12 protein-coding genes are annotated in these 15,843 nt (G+C 74.0%); 9 read left to right on the top strand and 3 right to left on the bottom strand.

The features are described 5' to 3' along the window. Positions 1 to 104 precede the first annotated feature (104 nt). A complete protein-coding gene (locus ACH45N_RS17300) occupies positions 105 to 1,982 on the top strand; it encodes a heavy metal translocating P-type ATPase (RefSeq protein WP_397396030.1) in 1,878 nt (625 codons plus the stop codon). Between the two features lie 212 nt (positions 1,983 to 2,194). After that, complete coding sequence (locus ACH45N_RS17295; protein WP_397397491.1) at positions 2,195 to 3,502, top strand: wax ester/triacylglycerol synthase domain-containing protein; 1,308 nt, start codon at positions 2,195 to 2,197, stop codon at positions 3,500 to 3,502. Between the two features lie 30 nt (positions 3,503 to 3,532). Here the strand turns inward: ACH45N_RS17295 and ACH45N_RS17290 are convergent, their stop codons facing one another. Then, positions 3,533 to 5,611, bottom strand: a complete 2,079-nt coding sequence (locus ACH45N_RS17290) for a DEAD/DEAH box helicase (protein WP_397396028.1) — start codon at positions 5,609 to 5,611, stop codon at positions 3,533 to 3,535. Between the two features lie 366 nt (positions 5,612 to 5,977). Further along, positions 5,978 to 6,430, bottom strand: a complete 453-nt coding sequence (locus tag ACH45N_RS17285) for a winged helix-turn-helix transcriptional regulator (RefSeq protein ID WP_397396026.1) — start codon at positions 6,428 to 6,430, stop codon at positions 5,978 to 5,980. 45 nt (positions 6,431 to 6,475) lie between these two features. On the opposite strand from ACH45N_RS17285, the gene ACH45N_RS17280 reads away from it, so the two are divergent. The 4 genes from ACH45N_RS17280 to ACH45N_RS17265 all read left to right on the top strand — a co-directional run bounded on the left by ACH45N_RS17280 (position 6,476) and on the right by ACH45N_RS17265 (position 10,977). Continuing rightward, entirely contained in the window at positions 6,476 to 7,090 is a 615-nt protein-coding gene (locus ACH45N_RS17280) for a hypothetical protein (RefSeq protein ID WP_397396024.1), read from the top strand. A 113-nt stretch (positions 7,091 to 7,203) separates the two neighbouring features. Beyond that, positions 7,204 to 7,950, top strand: coding sequence for a DUF4118 domain-containing protein (locus ACH45N_RS17275; RefSeq protein WP_397396022.1), 747 nt, complete (start codon positions 7,204 to 7,206; stop codon positions 7,948 to 7,950). Positions 7,951 to 8,092: 142 nt separating this feature from the next. After that, a complete protein-coding gene (locus ACH45N_RS17270; protein WP_397396020.1) occupies positions 8,093 to 9,682 on the top strand; it encodes a beta-xylosidase in 1,590 nt (529 codons plus the stop codon). 89 nt (positions 9,683 to 9,771) lie between these two features. Beyond that, a complete protein-coding gene (locus ACH45N_RS17265) occupies positions 9,772 to 10,977 on the top strand; it encodes an ROK family transcriptional regulator (RefSeq protein WP_397396018.1) in 1,206 nt (401 codons plus the stop codon). 84 nt (positions 10,978 to 11,061) lie between these two features. On the opposite strand, the gene ACH45N_RS17260 is transcribed toward ACH45N_RS17265, so the two are convergent. Then, entirely contained in the window at positions 11,062 to 12,381 is a 1,320-nt protein-coding gene (locus tag ACH45N_RS17260; RefSeq protein ID WP_397396016.1) for an enolase C-terminal domain-like protein, read from the bottom strand. Between the two features lie 161 nt (positions 12,382 to 12,542). On the opposite strand from ACH45N_RS17260, the gene ACH45N_RS17255 reads away from it, so the two are divergent. The 3 genes from ACH45N_RS17255 to ACH45N_RS17245 are packed head-to-tail and all read left to right on the top strand — an operon-like array spanning position 12,543 to position 15,819. After that, positions 12,543 to 13,946: an ABC transporter substrate-binding protein gene (locus tag ACH45N_RS17255; protein WP_397396014.1), complete on the top strand. Its 1,404-nt coding sequence runs from the start codon at positions 12,543 to 12,545 to the stop codon at positions 13,944 to 13,946. Next, on the top strand, positions 13,943 to 14,926 hold the full coding sequence (locus ACH45N_RS17250; protein WP_397396012.1) for a carbohydrate ABC transporter permease: 984 nt from the start codon (positions 13,943 to 13,945) through the stop codon (positions 14,924 to 14,926). Before ACH45N_RS17255 ends, ACH45N_RS17250 begins: the two co-directional genes overlap by 4 nt. After that, positions 14,923 to 15,819, top strand: a complete 897-nt coding sequence (locus ACH45N_RS17245) for a carbohydrate ABC transporter permease (protein WP_397396010.1) — start codon at positions 14,923 to 14,925, stop codon at positions 15,817 to 15,819. The genes ACH45N_RS17250 and ACH45N_RS17245 overlap by 4 nt, the downstream gene beginning before the upstream one ends. The last annotated feature ends 24 nt before the right edge of the window (positions 15,820 to 15,843 follow it).

The following is a 15,843-nucleotide window of genomic DNA, read 5'->3' as shown; positions in this document are numbered from 1 at the left end:
TCACATCACCCACCCGGGGCCGTCGGGTGCCGGTGGGTTCACCCGCGATGGGTCCTGGACGATGCGCGATGGCGGGCCCCGTCGATCCGGGCAAGACTGCGAGCATGCGGCCGTTGCGCGCGGTGACGCGCTACCCGGCGATCACGGCGACCGCCGTGGTGCTCGCCGTGGTGCTCGTGCTCCTGGCCGACGGCGAACCCGTCGCGGCACGGTGGGTCGCGACGGGCTGGGTGGCCGGGTTCGTCGTGTGGACCCTCGTCGGCATGGTGCGTGACGTGCTGCGCGGGCGCGTCGGGCTCGACATCCTTGCGGTGGTGGCCATGGTCGCGACCCTCGCGGTCCACGAGTACGTCGCCTCCCTCGTCATCGTGCTGATGCTCGCGGGCGGCGAGGCGCTCGAGGACTTTGCGGCGCGTCGGGCTCGGCGCGACCTGACTGCGCTCCTGGACCGGTCGCCCCGCACCGCGCACGTGATCGACGACCCGCGCTCCGCGGGCTTCGACGGCGTGCGGGACACGGAGGTCGACGACGTCGTGGTCGGCGACGTCCTCCTGGTCCGCCCGGGGGAGATCGTGCCGGTCGACGGCGTGCTGCTCGACGGCGGGGGCACGTTCGACGAGTCGTCGCTGACCGGGGAGAGCCTCCCCGTGGGCCGGGAGGCCGGCGACGAGGTGCTGTCGGGCGCCGTGAACGGGACCCGGGCGGTGCGGCTGCGGGCGGCGCGGCGCAGCGCGGACAGCCAGTACCAGCAGATCGTCGCCCTGGTCGAGGCGGCCCAGGAGTCCCGCGCCCCGGTCGTGCGGCTCGCCGACCGGTTCGCCGTGCCGTTCACCGCGGTCTCGCTGGTGCTGGCCGGTACCGCCTGGGCGCTCTCGGGGGACTCCACCCGGTTCGCCGAGGTGCTCGTGCTGGCCACTCCCTGCCCGCTGCTCATCGCGGCGCCGGTGGCGTTCCTCAGCGGGCTGTCCCGGGCCGCCAAGCTCGGCGTGATCATGAAGGGCGGCACGGTGGTCGAGCAGCTCGCGGGCCTGCGGTCCGCCGCGTTCGACAAGACGGGGACGCTCACCCAGGGCCGGCCCGACCTCGTCGCGGCGCGCCCCGCCGCGGGATTCACCAGCGACGAGCTGTTGCTCCTTGCCGCCTCCGCCGAGCAGTACTCGTCCCATGTCTTCGCCGACAGCGTCCGCCGGGCCGCCGCCGCGCGCGGCCTCGACCTGCTCGCGGCCGACGACGCCGAGGAGGTCGCCACGAACGGCGTCGTCGCGACGGTCAAGGGGCGCCGGGTCGTCGTCGGCAAGCCGGGCTACGTGCGCTCCGTCGCCCCGGACGCCGTCGTCGCCCCGCTCGGCCCCGGCCAGGCCGCCGCGTACGTCGCGGTCGACGGGCGGTTCGCCGGGACCCTCGTCCTCGCGGACGACCCCCGGCCCGAGTCCGCCGCCGTCGTGTCCTGGCTGCGGGAGAACGGCGTCGAGCACGTCACCATGCTGACCGGGGACGCGCGGCCCACGGCCGAGTCGGTCGCGCGGCAGGTCGGCGTCGACGACGTGCGGGCCGAGCTCCTTCCCGGCGAGAAGGTGCTGATCGCGGCCGGGCTGACCCCGCGACCGCTGATGATGGTCGGCGACGGCGTCAACGACGCGCCGGTGCTGGCGGCGTCCGACGTCGGCGTCGCGATGGGCGCGCGGGGCGCGACGGCCGCCGGGGACGCCGCCGACGTGGTGCTGCTCGTCGACTCGCTCGGCGGCCTCGTGGACGCGGTGTCCGTCGGCCGGCACACCCTGCGCACGGCCCTCGCGGCCATCTGGCTCGGCATCGGGCTGAGCCTCGCCCTCATGGTCGTGGCCATGACCGGCGTCATCCCCGCCGTGACCGGTGCCCTCGTCCAGGAGCTCGTCGACCTGGCCACGATCCTGTACGCGCTGCGCGCGCTCGGCGGGCCGCCCACGGGCCTCGTACCCGGCGCGACGCACGACGACGGATGAACGGTCGGGTCCCGAGCCGTGCGGGGTCTGGGCCGAGCCCGAGGACGACGCGGGCCGGCACCACCCCACGACGCGCATGCAGATGGACGGGCCCTTCGGCCCTGTGTCCCGCCGGCGCTCGTGGCTACGTTCGATGGCATGGCCGTGGCCGACGACATGGTGCCGAGCGACCCCTGTGAGCCGCTCGTCCCGTTGATGCGTCATCTCCGCACCTGCGGGGGGCGAGGACCCTGGCCGAGCGGCTGACGGCGGCTGACGCCTTCAACTTCGAGCTGGACGCGCGCGACCACGTCAACGCGTTCCTGATGGCGGGCGTGCTCGCCCCCGGCGGGTGCGTCGGGCCCGACGGCGACGTCGATCTCGACCTGCTGCGGCGCGCGCTCGCCGAGCGGGTCCCCGGGGTGCCCCGCCTCGCCCGGCGGGTCCGGCGTGCCAGACACGCGCTCGTCTGGGAACCGGTGCGCCTCGACCTGGCCGCCCATGTGCGACAGGTCGCCTCGGTCGACGGCCGGGGCGGGTTCGAGGCCCTGTGCGCCCGGCTCGTCGTCACCCCGCTCCCGCTCGACCGCCCGCTCTGGGAGCTGCTGGTGGTCCCGGGGGTCGCCCCGGCGCGTGCCGGGATCGTGCTCCGCGTGCACCACGCGATGGCCGACGGCGTCGCGGCGGTCCGGCTCGCGCAGGCCCTGATGGATCCTGTGGCGTCGGACCGGGCGACTGACTCGGTGGACCCGGTGGCGGGCCCGCCGACCGACTCGGCGGATCGTGTGGGCGGGGACGGGGGGACGAGGCCGGCGCGCGATCGGGTACGGGCGGTCGTCTCCGGGGTCTCGCGGACGACGGCGTTCCTCCGGCGGGCGGTGCCGCCCACCGTGCTGCTCGGCCGGGTCGGCCGCCGACGGGCGGTCGCGTTCGTCGACGTCGACCTCGGCCGTCTCGCCGCCGGCGCCCGGACCGCGGGGGCGACCGTGAACGACGCGCTGCTCGTCGCGGCCGCCGCGGCGGCGCGCTCCGCGCTGCTCGCCCGCGGGGAGGAGGTGCCGGACGTCCTGCCCGCGAGCGTGCCGGTCGCTCTGCCGCACCGCGGTCGGTCGGGGAACGCGACCGGCGTGATGCTCGTGCCGATGCCCGCCCACGAGGCGGACCTCGCACGGCGCCTGCGCCGCGTCGCCGCGTCGACCCGCGCCGCCAAGGACGACGCCCGCTCGCGCGGCACCTACGAGCTGACGCGCACTCATGTCGGGACCTGGGTCTTCGCGCGGCTCGCGCGCCGGCAGCGCCTCATCGTCATGTTCGTGACGAACGTGCGCGGCCCGCGCCGCCCGCTCGCCCTGGCGGGTGCCCGCGTCGAGCGGATCTGGCCCGTGGCCGCGCTCGGCGGCAACGTACGGCTGGGCGTCGCGGCGATCTCCTACGACGGCGTGCTGCGTTGCGCCGTGCACTGCGACGCGGACGCGCTCCCGGCCGCCGTCGTCGCCCGGACCCTCGGGGACGAGCTGGCGGAGATCGCCGCACTCGGCTGACGCGCCTGGGTCACCGGTCCCCGGGGCCCCTCAGGCGCCGCCCTCGGCGTCGAGCGCCTCGGTGAGGAGCGCGACGAGCGCTTCGAGCTGGACGTCCGTCGAGGACGCGGCATCCTCGTCGCCTGCCCCGTCGAGGGCCCGGGCGGCGAGGTCCGACTTGCTGTCGATCAGTGCGGCGATGGTCGAGTCGATCGTCTGGGCGGCGATGATCCGCCAGGCGGTGACGGGCTCGGACTGGCCGATGCGGTGGATCCGGTCGATGGCCTGGGTCTGCTCGGCGTAGGTCCAGGACAGCTCGGCCAGCACCAGGTTGGAGGCCACCTGGAGGTTCAGCCCCACCCCGGCCGCCGTCAGCGAGCACACCACGATCGACACGTCGGGGTCTTCCGTGAACGCGGCGATGGCCTTCTCGCGCGCCCGGGGCGTCTGGTCGCCGCGGATCGAGGCGTAGCCGATGCCGCGGTCGGCGAAGATCTGCTCGGCCTGGTCCATCACGTCGACGTGCTTGGCGAAGAACACCACCTTGCCGACATTGCGAGCGAGCTGCGCGGCGTAGTCGGCGGCCAGCGCGGCCTTCGCCTGGCCGATCCGGCGGACCATGGTGAACACGTTCTCGCCCTTGGCCTTGGAGCTCGAGTCCTTCAGCTCGGCCGCCGCCACCCGGCGGGCGAGCTCGACGTCGACGCCGTCCAGCTCGACGTCGACGTCGTCCACGACCGAGCTCTCGGCGCGCGCCGCCAGGGCGGACCGGTAGCGGTCGACCAGACGGCGGGCGAGCGCCTCCTCGGCGGCCCGGATCGAGCGGCCGGCCGCGCCGTCGAGCTCGACCGGCATGTCCGCCACGCGGCGGGCCGGGATGTCGGCGACCACGTCGGCCTTGCGGCGGCGCACGATGCCCATGTCGATCACGCTGGTCCGGGCGGCGGCGTAGAAGCCGGGGTCGGCCGGGGTGAGCCCGGTCTCCTCGAGGGCGCCCAGCAGCGGGCCGAGCGGCTTGGCGTCGTCGATCCAGCCGAGGTACTGCCAGATCGCCCGGAAGTCCTCGATGTCGTTGATCAGCGGGGTGCCGGTCAGCGCCATCAGGAGCGGCCGGCCGGCCCGGGCGCGGATGCGCTCGGAGAGGGCGAGCACGTGCTGGGAACGCTGGCTGCCCTTGTTCTTGATGAAGTGCGCCTCGTCCACGACCATGCCGCGGAAGCCGAGGTCGCCGAGCCAGCCGACGTGCCGGTCGAGGAGCTCGTAGTTCACGATCACGACGTCGGCGAACCCGTCGACGCGCTCGCCGTCGCCGTGGACCACGGTCGACCGGCGCCGCGGCGTCCACAGCTCGACCTCGTGCGCCCAGTTGGTCTTGACCACGTTGGGCGACACGACCAGCAGCGGGTAGGCGTCGGCCGCCTGGGCGGCGAGCAGCGCCTGGGCGGACTTGCCCAGGCCGGGCTCGTCGGCGAGCAGGAAGGTGCGGTGCCCGCGGGCCGTGGCCTCGACGACCTGGGCCTGGTGCGGCATCAGCTGCCGGCCCGCGGGGGCGGACAACGAGCGCGGCTCGGGCAGGGGCATGCACGCGGCCGCGCCGGGGCCGGCGTACTCGAAGGACCGGAAGAGCGGTTCGAGCAGCTCCCAGCCGGCCAGCCGGAGCACCCGCGGGGCCTGCCGCTCGGCCGCGGCCTCGAAGTCCGGTGCGAGGAAGGGGTTCGCGAGCTGGCGCGAGATCACCGAACGGGGCACCACGCGCTTCTCGGTGCCGGGCGCCGCCGCGGCAGGCGGGGGCGGCGGGGGCTCCTCGGGCGGCTCCAGGCCGCCGGCACGCATCATGTTCGCCTTGAAGTCGCGCGCCGCGTCAGAGACCCGGGCGTCCTCGGCGAGCAGCTCCAGGAGCGAGGTGTCGCGGGCGGCGATCTTCGCCAGCAGCGTCCCCACCGCGTCGAGCTGCTTGAGCTGCTTGGCCCGTTGCGGCTCGCTCAGGGCGCCGTCCTCGCGGACCCGGGTCCGCTCCTCCCGCATGAGCAGCGCGACGACCTGGAACTTCGTCCGCGTCGCGGGGCGCGTCGGCGGTCTGCGGACGGCACCGTCGACCTCGCGGGCGGCCTCGGCCAGCACCGGGATCATCCCTTGCTCCGCGGGACGCGGGGCGCGTCGGCGCTGCGCGCCGGACCCGCTCCGTGCGCCCGACCCGCTCCGGGCGCGGCCGGACCGGCGTTGGCCTGCTCGAGCCACATCTTCTCCTTCGCTGCATGCGTACTGCGACCACGGCGGTACCGCGCCACGCCCGCACGCCCAGGCCCGGCCGGGGGCCGGCTGGTCGGGCCGTGGGCGGGTGGCCCCTGGCCGGGGCGTTCCGGTCGGCCGCGGGATCACCGCGGCGTCCCCCGCCCGCGGCCCCGTACTCACGACGGCCCCGTGCTCACGATGATGGTGACACGGCGCCCGACGTCTCCGCGAACCACCGCGGACGGTGGTCATGGCCCTGCACGATCACCGGAGAACTCGCAGTCTACCGTCGCGCGCGTCCCGGACCGGACCGGCGTCGGCGCCCCGGCGCGCCTCCGCGATGGTGGTGGCGCAGCTCATCGCCGTGTCCGGTGCGGCCACGGCGCCGGTGCGCCGCAGGTGCGTCTCGCCCCACACGCGGACCCCCTCGACGACGGGCAGCACCGTGGCCCCGTACGGGGTGAGCCGGTAGATCACGGGCGCCGGTACCGGTCCGGTCACGTCGCGCTCCACGAGCCCGTCGGCCTCGAGCTCGCGCAGCTGCTCGGCCAGCACCTTGGGCGTGATGGGCGCGGCCCGGCGGCGCAGGCCGGCGAAGTGGGACTCGCCGTGGGCGAGCCAGTAGAGCAGGGTCAGCTTCCACTTCCCGCCGATCGCGGTGAACGCCGCGGCCATCGGGCAGCCCGGCAGCGGGTTGGGGCGAGAGGGGTTACCCACAGGTGCCTTCTTGTTCACGGCCGCGCTCCGCTCGATAGTCGAAATATGACCATTTCACACCGAAGAATCCTCAGCGCAAGCCTGTCCGCCGTCCTCCTGCTGCTCGCGACGGCGGCCTCCGGCGCCGCCGCGCCGTCCCCGGTCCCGCTGTCTCCCGCCGCACCCGCTCCCGCGTCGTCGGCGACCGCCGACGGCCAGCGCGACTTCGACTGGGAGATCGGCACCTGGCGCACCTCCGTGCGGGTCCTCGCCGACCCGCTCTCGGACTCCCCGGACGAGTGGCTGGAGTTCTCCGGCACCAGCACCGTGCGTCCGCTCGCGGACCGGCGGGCCAACGTCGTCGAGCTCGCGGTGTCGGGTCCGGCCGGCAGCATCGACGCGATCAACCTGAGGCTGTACGAGCCGCAGGCGCAGCGGTGGAGCCTGACCTTCGTGAACCTGCGCGACGGCCTGCTGACCCCCGCGGTGTACGGCGGTTTCCGCGACGGCGTCGGCGAGTTCTACGGCGACGACCGCCTGGGCGACCGCCCGATCAAGGTGCGGTTCCTCGTCACCCGCGTGGGCCGGGACGAGGCGAGGTTCGAGCAGGCGTTCTCGGCCGACGGCGGGGAGACCTGGGAGACGAACTGGGTCGCCGTGGACCACCGGGTCCGGCGCTGAGGCCCCCGGGCTCCGGGGCTCCGGGGTTCCGGGGATCCGCCCGGTCCGCGCCCAGCGTTCGCGCAGGTGCGCGGCCCGCGCCACGATGTTCGGGGGACAGGAGCAGCATGACCATGAGCGTCTCGGGTTGGCCTTCGGCGGCGTGGTGGCGTCCGGCGGTGCGGGTGGCGGCCGTGCTGGCGCCGCTGGTCGTCTGCGTGATCCTGTACACGGTGCGGGACGACGTCGCCGCCGCGACCGACGTGCTGGTCCTCGTGCTCCTCGTGGTCGCCGCCGCGGCCACGGGGGACCGGCCGGCGGCCCTGCTCGCCGCCGTCTCGGCCGGGGTGTGGTTCGACTTCTTCCTCACCGAGCCCTACCTGCGCTTCGTGATCGCCGACGCCGAGGACATCGAGGCGGCGGTCCTGCTCGTCGTGATCAGCCTCGCGGTGACCGAGATCGCCCTGTGGGGCTACCGCCAGCAGGGGCGGGAGGCTCGGCGCTCGGGCTACCTCGAGGGGGTGCTCGGCACCGCCCGCGCGGTCGCCGAGGGCACCACGCCCGCCAGGACGGTGGTCGACGTGGTGGCGCGGCAGATCACCGACGTGCTGGAGGCCGAGGACTCGCGCTGGGTCGAGGGGCCGGTGGGCGACGTCCGGTTCGCCGTGCTGGACCACGACGGGGCGCTGACCCGCAACGGCCGGCCGGTCGACGTCGACCGGATCGGCCTGCCCGTCGACGAGTACGTCGCGATCCCGGTCCGCCGAGGAGCGGAGGTCGTCGGCTACTTCCTGGTCACCGCGGTGTCGCACGCGGTCTTCCCGACCCGCGAGCAGCGCCGGTTCGCCGTACTCATGGCGCAGCAGGTCGCCGCGCTGTAGCCCCCGCGCTCTGTATGCCCCCGCGCTGTAGCCCCCCGCGGGGAGGCTCGGCGCCGTAATAGTCAATCAGTTTGATTTACACTGACGACGCGCGGTGCGCGCCGTCTCGTGACCCGGCGAGGCGTTCACGACTGGAGGACGTGTGGCCGAGCCGATCAACCTGCGGGCGACCGCGACCGCGCCGGGGCGCCCGCTGCGCCACTTCTGGAGCACCGTGGTCGGTGCGGGGCGCGCGAACGAGGGCCTCCGGGCCGACTGGCAGCGTCACCTCGCCACGGTGCGCGAGGAGTGCGGGTTCGACTACGTCCGCTTCCACGGCCTGCTGCACGACGACATGTTCGTGTACACCGAACGCGCCGACGGCACGCCCGTGCTGAACTTCCAGTACGTCGACGCGCTGTTCGACGCCCTGCTCGACGCCGGCGTGCGCCCGTTCGTCGAGCTCGGGTTCAGCCCGCGGGCGCTCGCCCGTGAGACGGAGACCGTGTTCTGGTGGGGCGCGCACGGCGCCCCGCCGACCGACCCCGACCGGTGGTCCTGGCTGGTGCGCTCGCTCGTGGCGCACTGGGTCGACCGGTACGGCCAGGCCGAGGTGCGCGAGTGGTACTTCGAGGTCTGGAACGAGGCGAACCTGCGCGGCTTCTTCCGCGGCACGCGCAGCGAGTACTTCGCGCTCTACGCGGCGTCCGCCCGCGCCGTGAAGTCGGTCGACGCCGCCCTGCGGGTCGGCGGCCCCGCGACGTCCAACTTCGTGCCGGACGCCCGGTTCGACGGCGAGACCGAGGACTTCCAGGTGCACGAGGCGACGCTGGGCGCCGACCTGGACGCGCTCGAGTGGAAGCCGGTGTGGCTGGAGGCTTTCCTCGCGTTCTGCGCGGACGAGGGCCTGCCCGTCGACTTCGTCTCGACGCACCCGTACCCGACCGACTGGGCGCTCGACGAGCACGGCCAGGGCCGGCGGCTGACGCGTGAGGCCGACGCGACGCCGAAGGACCTCGCGCTGCTGCGCCGCCTGGTCGACGCGAGCCCGTTCCCCGACGCGGAGATCCACCTGACCGAGTGGAACTCGTCCTCCTCGCCCCGCGACTTCACGCACGACACCGTCCCGGCGGCGGTCTACGTCGTCCGGTCCGTCCTGCGCTCGATCGGCACGGTCGACTCCCTGGCCTACTGGACGTTCACGGACGTCTTCGAGGAGGGCGGCGCCGGCGACGAGATGTTCCACGGCGGGTTCGGGATGCTCACCCTCCAGGGCGTGCCCAAGCCGACGTTCCACGCCTACCGCATGCTGAACGCGCTGGGCGGGACGCTCCTGGCGGCAGGCGACGACGGCGTGGTCACGCGCGACGAGGCGACCGGCCGGGTCGCCGCGCTCGTGCACCACTACCCGCACCAGGTCACGCGCTCCGTGCCGGCCTCGTTCGACGACCGCACCGTCGCGGACGCCACGGAAGCGGTCGGCTCGGTGCGCGACACCGAGATCACCGTCGACGGGCTGGCGCCGGGCGCGGTCGTCGAGCTGGAGACGCTCGACCCGTCGAACGCCAACCCCGTGGCCGCGTGGCGCGCGATGGGGGCGCCGTCGTCGCCCACGCGCGAGCAGACCGCGGTGCTGGACGCCGCCGCCCGCGCGACGCGCCGCGAGTCGCTCGTCGTCCCCGCGGACGGCGTGCTGCGGGTCGAGCGCTCGCTCGCGCCCTGGTCGCTCCTGCTCGTGCGTCAGGTCGCCTGAGTGCGCCCGACAGCGTGCCCGAGTGCGAAGATGTGCGGGAGCGGGCCCCCGGGTCGCCCGCCGGCCGGTCATCGAGCAGGAGGTATGGCGTGACGATCGACCAGTCGGCCACGCCGGCGACCGTCCGGCGGGGCACCAACCTCCCGCGCATGGGTGACTTCAACGAGTCGGTGATCCTCGACGCGGTGCGACGCGCGCCCGACGGGCTGAGCCGCGTGGAGCTCGCGGGCGCGACGGGCCTGTCGGCGCAGACCGTGTCCAACATCTGCCGGCGCCTGCTCGATGCGGGGCTCCTGGCGGAGACCGGCAAGAAGGGCGGGCGCGCGGGCAAGCCGCGCACGGTCCTCCAGGTCGTGCCCGGCGGTCGGTACGCCCTGGGCGTGCACCTCGACCCGGCGGTCGTCACGTACGTCGTCCTCGACCTCGCGGGCCGGGTGGTGCACAGCGTGCACCGGCCCACGCCCGCCGTCGTCGACCAGGAGTCGACGATCGCCGAGATGAGCGACACCATCGAGACCGTGATCGAGGAGTCGGGGGCGGCCCGCGACCGGATCCTCGGCCTCGGCCTCGCCGTGCCGGGCCCGGTCGACTTCTCGACCGGTTCCGTCGTCGACCCGCCGCAGCTCAAGGGCTGGGGCCGGGTGCCGTTGCGGGACCGGCTCGTCGAGGCCACGGGGCTGCCCGTGCTGATGGACAAGGACGTCATCGCGGCCGCGGTGGCCGAGCGCTGGGCGGGCGCGGCGACGCACTCGGGCAACTTCCTCTTCTTCTACCTGGGCACGGGTTCCGGCATGGGCGTGGTCGCGGACGACGTCGTGCTGCGCGGCGCGTCCGGGAACGCCGGCGAGGTGGGCGGGCTCGACGCCAACTGCACCACGCGCGCGCTCGTCGACGAGGCCGTGGCGGCGGGCGTCCTGGAGGTCGCCCCGGCGCCCGGACCGCAGGCCGTGGCCGAGCAGCTCGCCCGGCTCGCCGACCTCGCGGCGCAGGGGGAGCGGGGCGCCCAGGTGATCATCGACCGCTGGGCGCGCCGCGTGGGCACCGGGGTCGCGGCGGCGGCGACGCTGCTCGACTCCGAGCTCGTGGTGTTCGGCGGGCCCATCTGGCCGCTGCTGTCGGAGCGGTTCCTGGCGGTGGTCGAACCGGTGATCACGAGCTGGCCGTTCGTCGAGAAGATGCACGAGATCCAGGTGGTCAACACCCGGCTCGGCGAGGACGTCGGCGCGGTCGGCGCGGCCTGCCTCGTGCTCGACCAGACGCTCTCCCCGCAGCCGCACGCGCTCCTGATCGGCTGACCGCCCGTGGCCGGGCCGGGCCGGCCCGGCCCGGTGTCAGACGCTCAGGTCACCCGGGTGACCTGAGCGCCTGACACCGGAGGGTCACGCGCGGTGCGCGCTCCCGTCGGTGGCCCGCAGCAGTGCCCAGCGGTCGTGCTCCAGCGGGGCGCCCACGGGGTACCGGCGCGCGGCCCGCTCGTCGAAGTCGACACCGAGCCCCGGAGCCTCCGAGGCGAGCAGGTGCCCGCCGGCCGGGACCGGGGCGCCCGGGAACACCTCCAGCGTGGCATCGCGGAACGTCGCCGCCTCCTGGACGCCGAACGCGGGGGAGGAGATGTTGAGCGCCATGTTGGCCGCCATGCCCACCGGCGTCACGTCGCCCGGCCCGTGGGGCGCCGTGCGGACGCCGAACATCTCGCACACGGCCACGAGCTTGCGCGCCGGGGTGAGCCCACCGAGCGTCGGGACACGCAGGCGCGCGAAGTCGATCGAGCGGCCGGCCAGCAGGGGCAGGTACGCGCGCGGGTCGTGGTAGAGCTCGCCGACCGCCAGCGGCGTCGTGCCGGCGGCCCGGAGCTCCGGGAAGTGGGCGGCGTCCTCGGGGGCGAGCGCGTCCTCCAGGAAGTACAGCCGGGCGTCCTCGACGGCGCGGACGAACTGCCGTGCCTCCGCCGGGGTCATGCGCTCGTGCGCGTCGTGGAGCAGCTCGACGTCGGGGCCCACCCGGTCGCGGACGTCCGCGAGGATCCCGGGCACGTGCCGCAGGTAGGCCAGCGTGTCCCAGCGGTCGGTCCGGGCCCGGCGGCGGGCTGCCTCCGCGGCGTCGCGCGGGGCGGTGCCGTAGGTGTCCCGGCCGGGCACGGCGACCTGGACGCGCACGTGCCGGTAGCCGCGGCCGACCGCGTCGAGCACCTTCTCGGACACCTCGGCCGCGTCGGCGCCGTCGACGTGCGTGTACGCGTCGGCGTGCGCCCGCGCCCGGCCGCCGAGGAGCTGGTGGACGGGCAGCCCCGCGACCTTGCCCTTGAGGTCCCACAGGGCCACGTCGAGGGACGCGAGCGCGTTGTGCTCGATCGACCCGCCCCGCCAGTACCCGCTGTTGAGCAGCAGGCGGTGCAGGTCCTCGATGTCGGCGGGGTCCCGGCCCACGAGCAGGGGTCCGAGGTACTCGTCGATCAGCGTGCGGGTCGCCAGCGGGCGCTGCGGGTCGCTCGCGTCGCCGAGCCCGTAGAGCCCGGGCTGATTGGTCTCGACACGGGTGACCACGTAGGGGCAGCCCTGCGGGCCGGTGAGGAAGGTGCGCACCGCGGTGACGCGCACGCCGTCGGCGTCAGCGCCGACGGCGGTCCAGGGCGCCGGGGCGAGCACGTCGGGACGGGGGGTGTCGCGGGCGTCGGCGTCGGCTGCCTGCAGGGGTGTCATCGGTGACCTCGATCCGGGGACGAGCGGTGCGCGCGAGGGCGTTCCCGCGCGCCGGACGGGCACCGGCGGCGGCGCCCGTTGACACTGTACATCGAATTGATTTATCTTCCGAGGGTCCGCGACACCGCCCGGTGCCGCCTGATGACCGAGAGGCACAGCCCGTGATACGACACCGACGTCGTCCGACCTCTGCACGACTGACCATCGCCGCCACGTCCGCCCTGCTCGTCGGCGCGCTCGCCGCCTGCAGCGGGCCGGTCGGCGGTGCCGCCGGGGGCTCGCAGGAGAGCGACCCCGACACCCTGACCATGTGGACCTTCAAGCAGTCGCACGTCGCGCCGCTGCAGAACGCCGCGCAGTCCTTCGAGGAGAAGACGGGCATCGCCGTCGACGTCCAGGCGTACACGCCGGACGACGCCTTCATCACCAAGGTGCAGGCAGCGGCACAGACCGGCGACCTGCCCGACGTACTGGAGGTGCACACCCACGGCGACGACTTCACGTTCGGCGGCGCGGGCCTGCTCGAGGACCTCTCGGACGACGTCGACGACGAGTGGACCTCGCGGTTCCTCCCTGCCGTGGCGAACGACGGCACCGTCACCGACGCCTACTACGAGCAGTCGCTCGCGGAGGGCTCCAAGACCGCCGGGATCGAGAAGGGCCAGCGGTACTCCGTGCCGCTGACCATCGGCACGTTCGGCATCGTCTACGCGAACAAGGAGCGGCTGGAGGAGGCCGGGATCACCGAGGCCCCGACCACCTGGGAGGAGTTCGTCGCCGCGCTCGACGCCGTGCAGACCGCCCGGCCGGACGACGGCGGCGTGAGCATCGGCTTCCAGTCCTCCACGACGGGGCTGGAGTGGCTCATGCAGCCCATGGCCTACGGCCAGCTCGGCAAGGAGGACTTCGGCGCCCTGTTCGGGCAGGACCCCGCGAAGAACTTCGCGTCGGACAACGGCACGAAGGTGCTGGAGGCCTACAGCCAGGTCCAGCCCTACTGGATGCCCGGCACGCAGTCCCTGACGATCGACGACGCCGACATCGCGTTCGCGCAGGGCAAGTCGTCCTTCGACATCGGCGGCACGTTCACCCTGGCCTTCCTCGACCAGAACGGGATGGACCCCGAGAACATCGTCACCTTCCCCGTGCCTGCGCCCGAGGACGGCGCGATCGACGACCTGGAGCTCGCGCCCTTCGGCCTGACCGGGCTCTCGGTCTCGGCCTCGACGGACAACAAGGACGGCGCCCTGCAGTGGATCGAGTACCTCTCGGAGACCGACGTCGCGGCCGCCTTCGCGCAGGACGCGCTCGACGTGCCGCCGGTCGACCTGGGCGACGACCCGACCACGACGGTCGGCCCGGTGCTCGGCGCCATGATCGGCGCCTTCGGCGAGGGGGAGAACGCGTACAACCCCGGCGACACCTCGTACCGCCCCGCGGCGTACGACGCCGCGCAGATCGGTGACGCCGTGATGGAGCTGACCCCGCTGGAGACGAAGGACGTCACGGCCGTGGGCAAGGACGTCGCGACGCTCGTCGACACCTTCTGGTCCCAGTCGAAGTGACGACGTCGACCGCGCTCGCCGCCGCCGTCCCCACCCGGGACGGCGGCGGCGGCCGGCGGGGCCGCCGCCGGCACCCGGTGCACCACCGCGGCCAGGAGGTGGCGTGGGGCTACGTCTTCATCGCCCCCGCGCTCCTGCTCTTCCTCGTCATGGGCGTCTACACGCTCTTCTTCAGCGCCCAGCTCTCGTTCGTCCGCTGGAACGGGCTCACCCCCACCTGGGAGTGGGTCGGCCTGAAGAACTACGCCGACCTGCTGTGGGCGAGCCCGGTGTACGCGCCGGTCGTCCACCGGGCCGCCCTGAACACGCTCGGCGTGATGGTCGCCGTGCCGCTGCTGACCGTCCTGGTGTCCTTCCCGCTCGCGGTGGTGCTCAACCAGGCCCGGCGGTTCGCGGGCGTGCTGCGCTCGGTGTACTTCGTGCCGTACGTGACCGCGGGCATCGCGGTGTACATGGCCTGGCAGTACGTGCTGGAGCCGAACGGCGCCGTCAACCTGCTGCTGCGCACGGTCGGGCTGGGCAGCCTCGAACAGCCGCAGGGCTGGCTCGGCAACCCCGCCACCGCGATGCCGACGCTCGTCGTCATCATGGTCTGGTCGGGCGTGCCCGTGGCGATGCTGCTGTACCTGACGGGGCTGCAGTCCATCGACCCCTCGCTCCTGGAGGCCGCGCAGCTCGACGGCGCCGGCTGGTGGCGCACCAACCTCTCGGTGGTGCGGCCGCTGCTGGCCGGCACCACCGCGGTGATCACGCTGCTGAACGTGCGCGAGGCGCTCCAGGGCTTCCAGATCTTCCTGATCATGACCAACGGCGGCCCGGCCGGGCGCACCAACGTGCTCGGGCTGGAGACCTACGACCTGGCCTTCCAGCAGGAGCTCGCGCCCACGCTCGGCCTCGCCAGCGCCCTGGGGTGGCTCCTGTTCTTCGCCGCGCTCGCCGTCGCGATCGTCAACCAGCGCGTCACCCGGGAGAAGCCATGACGACCGTCACCGACACCGCGGTCCCGGACGCGCCGGCCGTCCCGCGGACGCCGCGCCGCCGTCGTACCCCCGCGAAGGTGCTCGTCGCCCGCACCGTCGTGGCGGTGCTGCTCGCGGGCTACGCCGTCGTGAGCCTGTACCCGTTCCTCTGGATGGTCTCGGCGGCCTTCAAGACCCAGCAGGAGGTCATCCAGGGCGGGCACCTGATCCCGCACGACCCCACGATCACCACGCTCGTGGACACCTGGGCGCAGCTGCACTTCTTCGACTACTTCCTCAACAGCCTCAAGGTCACGGGGCTGACGACGCTCGGCGTGGTGGTCGTCTACTCCGCCGCCTCCTACGCGTTCGCCGTGCTCCGGTTCCCGGGCCGGCAGGCCTTCTTCCGGCTGTTCCTGGTGCTGCTGTTCGTGCCCGGCGTGGTCACCCTCCTGCCGATCGTGCTGCTCGAGAACCAGATGGGGATCCTCGGCACGCACCTGGGCCTGATCCTCCCGTTCGTCAACGGCACCGCGCCGCTGTCGATCCTGCTGCTCACCAACTCGTTCCGGTCCCTGCCGGACGAGCTGCGCGACGCCGCGCGGGTCGACGGCGCCGGCGAGCTGCGGATCTTCACCCGGATCTACCTCCCGCTCGCCCGGCCCGCCCTCATCACGGTCGCGCTGCTCACCGCCATCCCGACGTGGAACGAGTACCTGCTGTCCCGGGTCTCGCTCAACGACCCCGCCACGTTCACGCTGCCCATCGCGCTGCAGCAGCTCCAGTCGTCCAACGTCGTCCAGTACAACCAGCTCATGGCCGGCGCCCTGATCGTGGTGATCCCCGTGATCATCCTGTTCCTGGCCACCCAGCGGTACTTCGTCAACGGGCTCGCCGGCGCGGTCAAGGGATGACGCACCACCCGCCGGCCCCCACCG

The organism is Promicromonospora sp. NPDC019610, assembly GCF_044389365.1.
Classification (GTDB): Bacteria; Actinomycetota; Actinomycetes; order Actinomycetales; family Cellulomonadaceae; genus Promicromonospora.
This window is presented reverse-complemented; position numbering and strand designations above follow the sequence as displayed.

Excerpts from the sequence above, each read along its gene's own strand:
- ACH45N_RS17245 (WP_397396010.1), top strand. The coding sequence starts at position 14,923 with ATGACGACCGTCACCGACACCGCGGTCCCGGACGCGCCGGCCGTCCCG.
- ACH45N_RS17290 (WP_397396028.1), bottom strand. The coding sequence starts at position 5,611 with ATGATCCCGGTGCTGGCCGAGGCCGCCCGCGAGGTCGACGGTGCCGTC.
- ACH45N_RS17280 (WP_397396024.1), top strand. The coding sequence starts at position 6,476 with ATGACCATTTCACACCGAAGAATCCTCAGCGCAAGCCTGTCCGCCGTC.
- ACH45N_RS17260 (WP_397396016.1), bottom strand. The coding sequence starts at position 12,381 with ATGACACCCCTGCAGGCAGCCGACGCCGACGCCCGCGACACCCCCCGT.
- ACH45N_RS17275 (WP_397396022.1), top strand. The coding sequence starts at position 7,204 with ATGAGCGTCTCGGGTTGGCCTTCGGCGGCGTGGTGGCGTCCGGCGGTG.
- ACH45N_RS17300 (WP_397396030.1), top strand. The coding sequence starts at position 105 with ATGCGGCCGTTGCGCGCGGTGACGCGCTACCCGGCGATCACGGCGACC.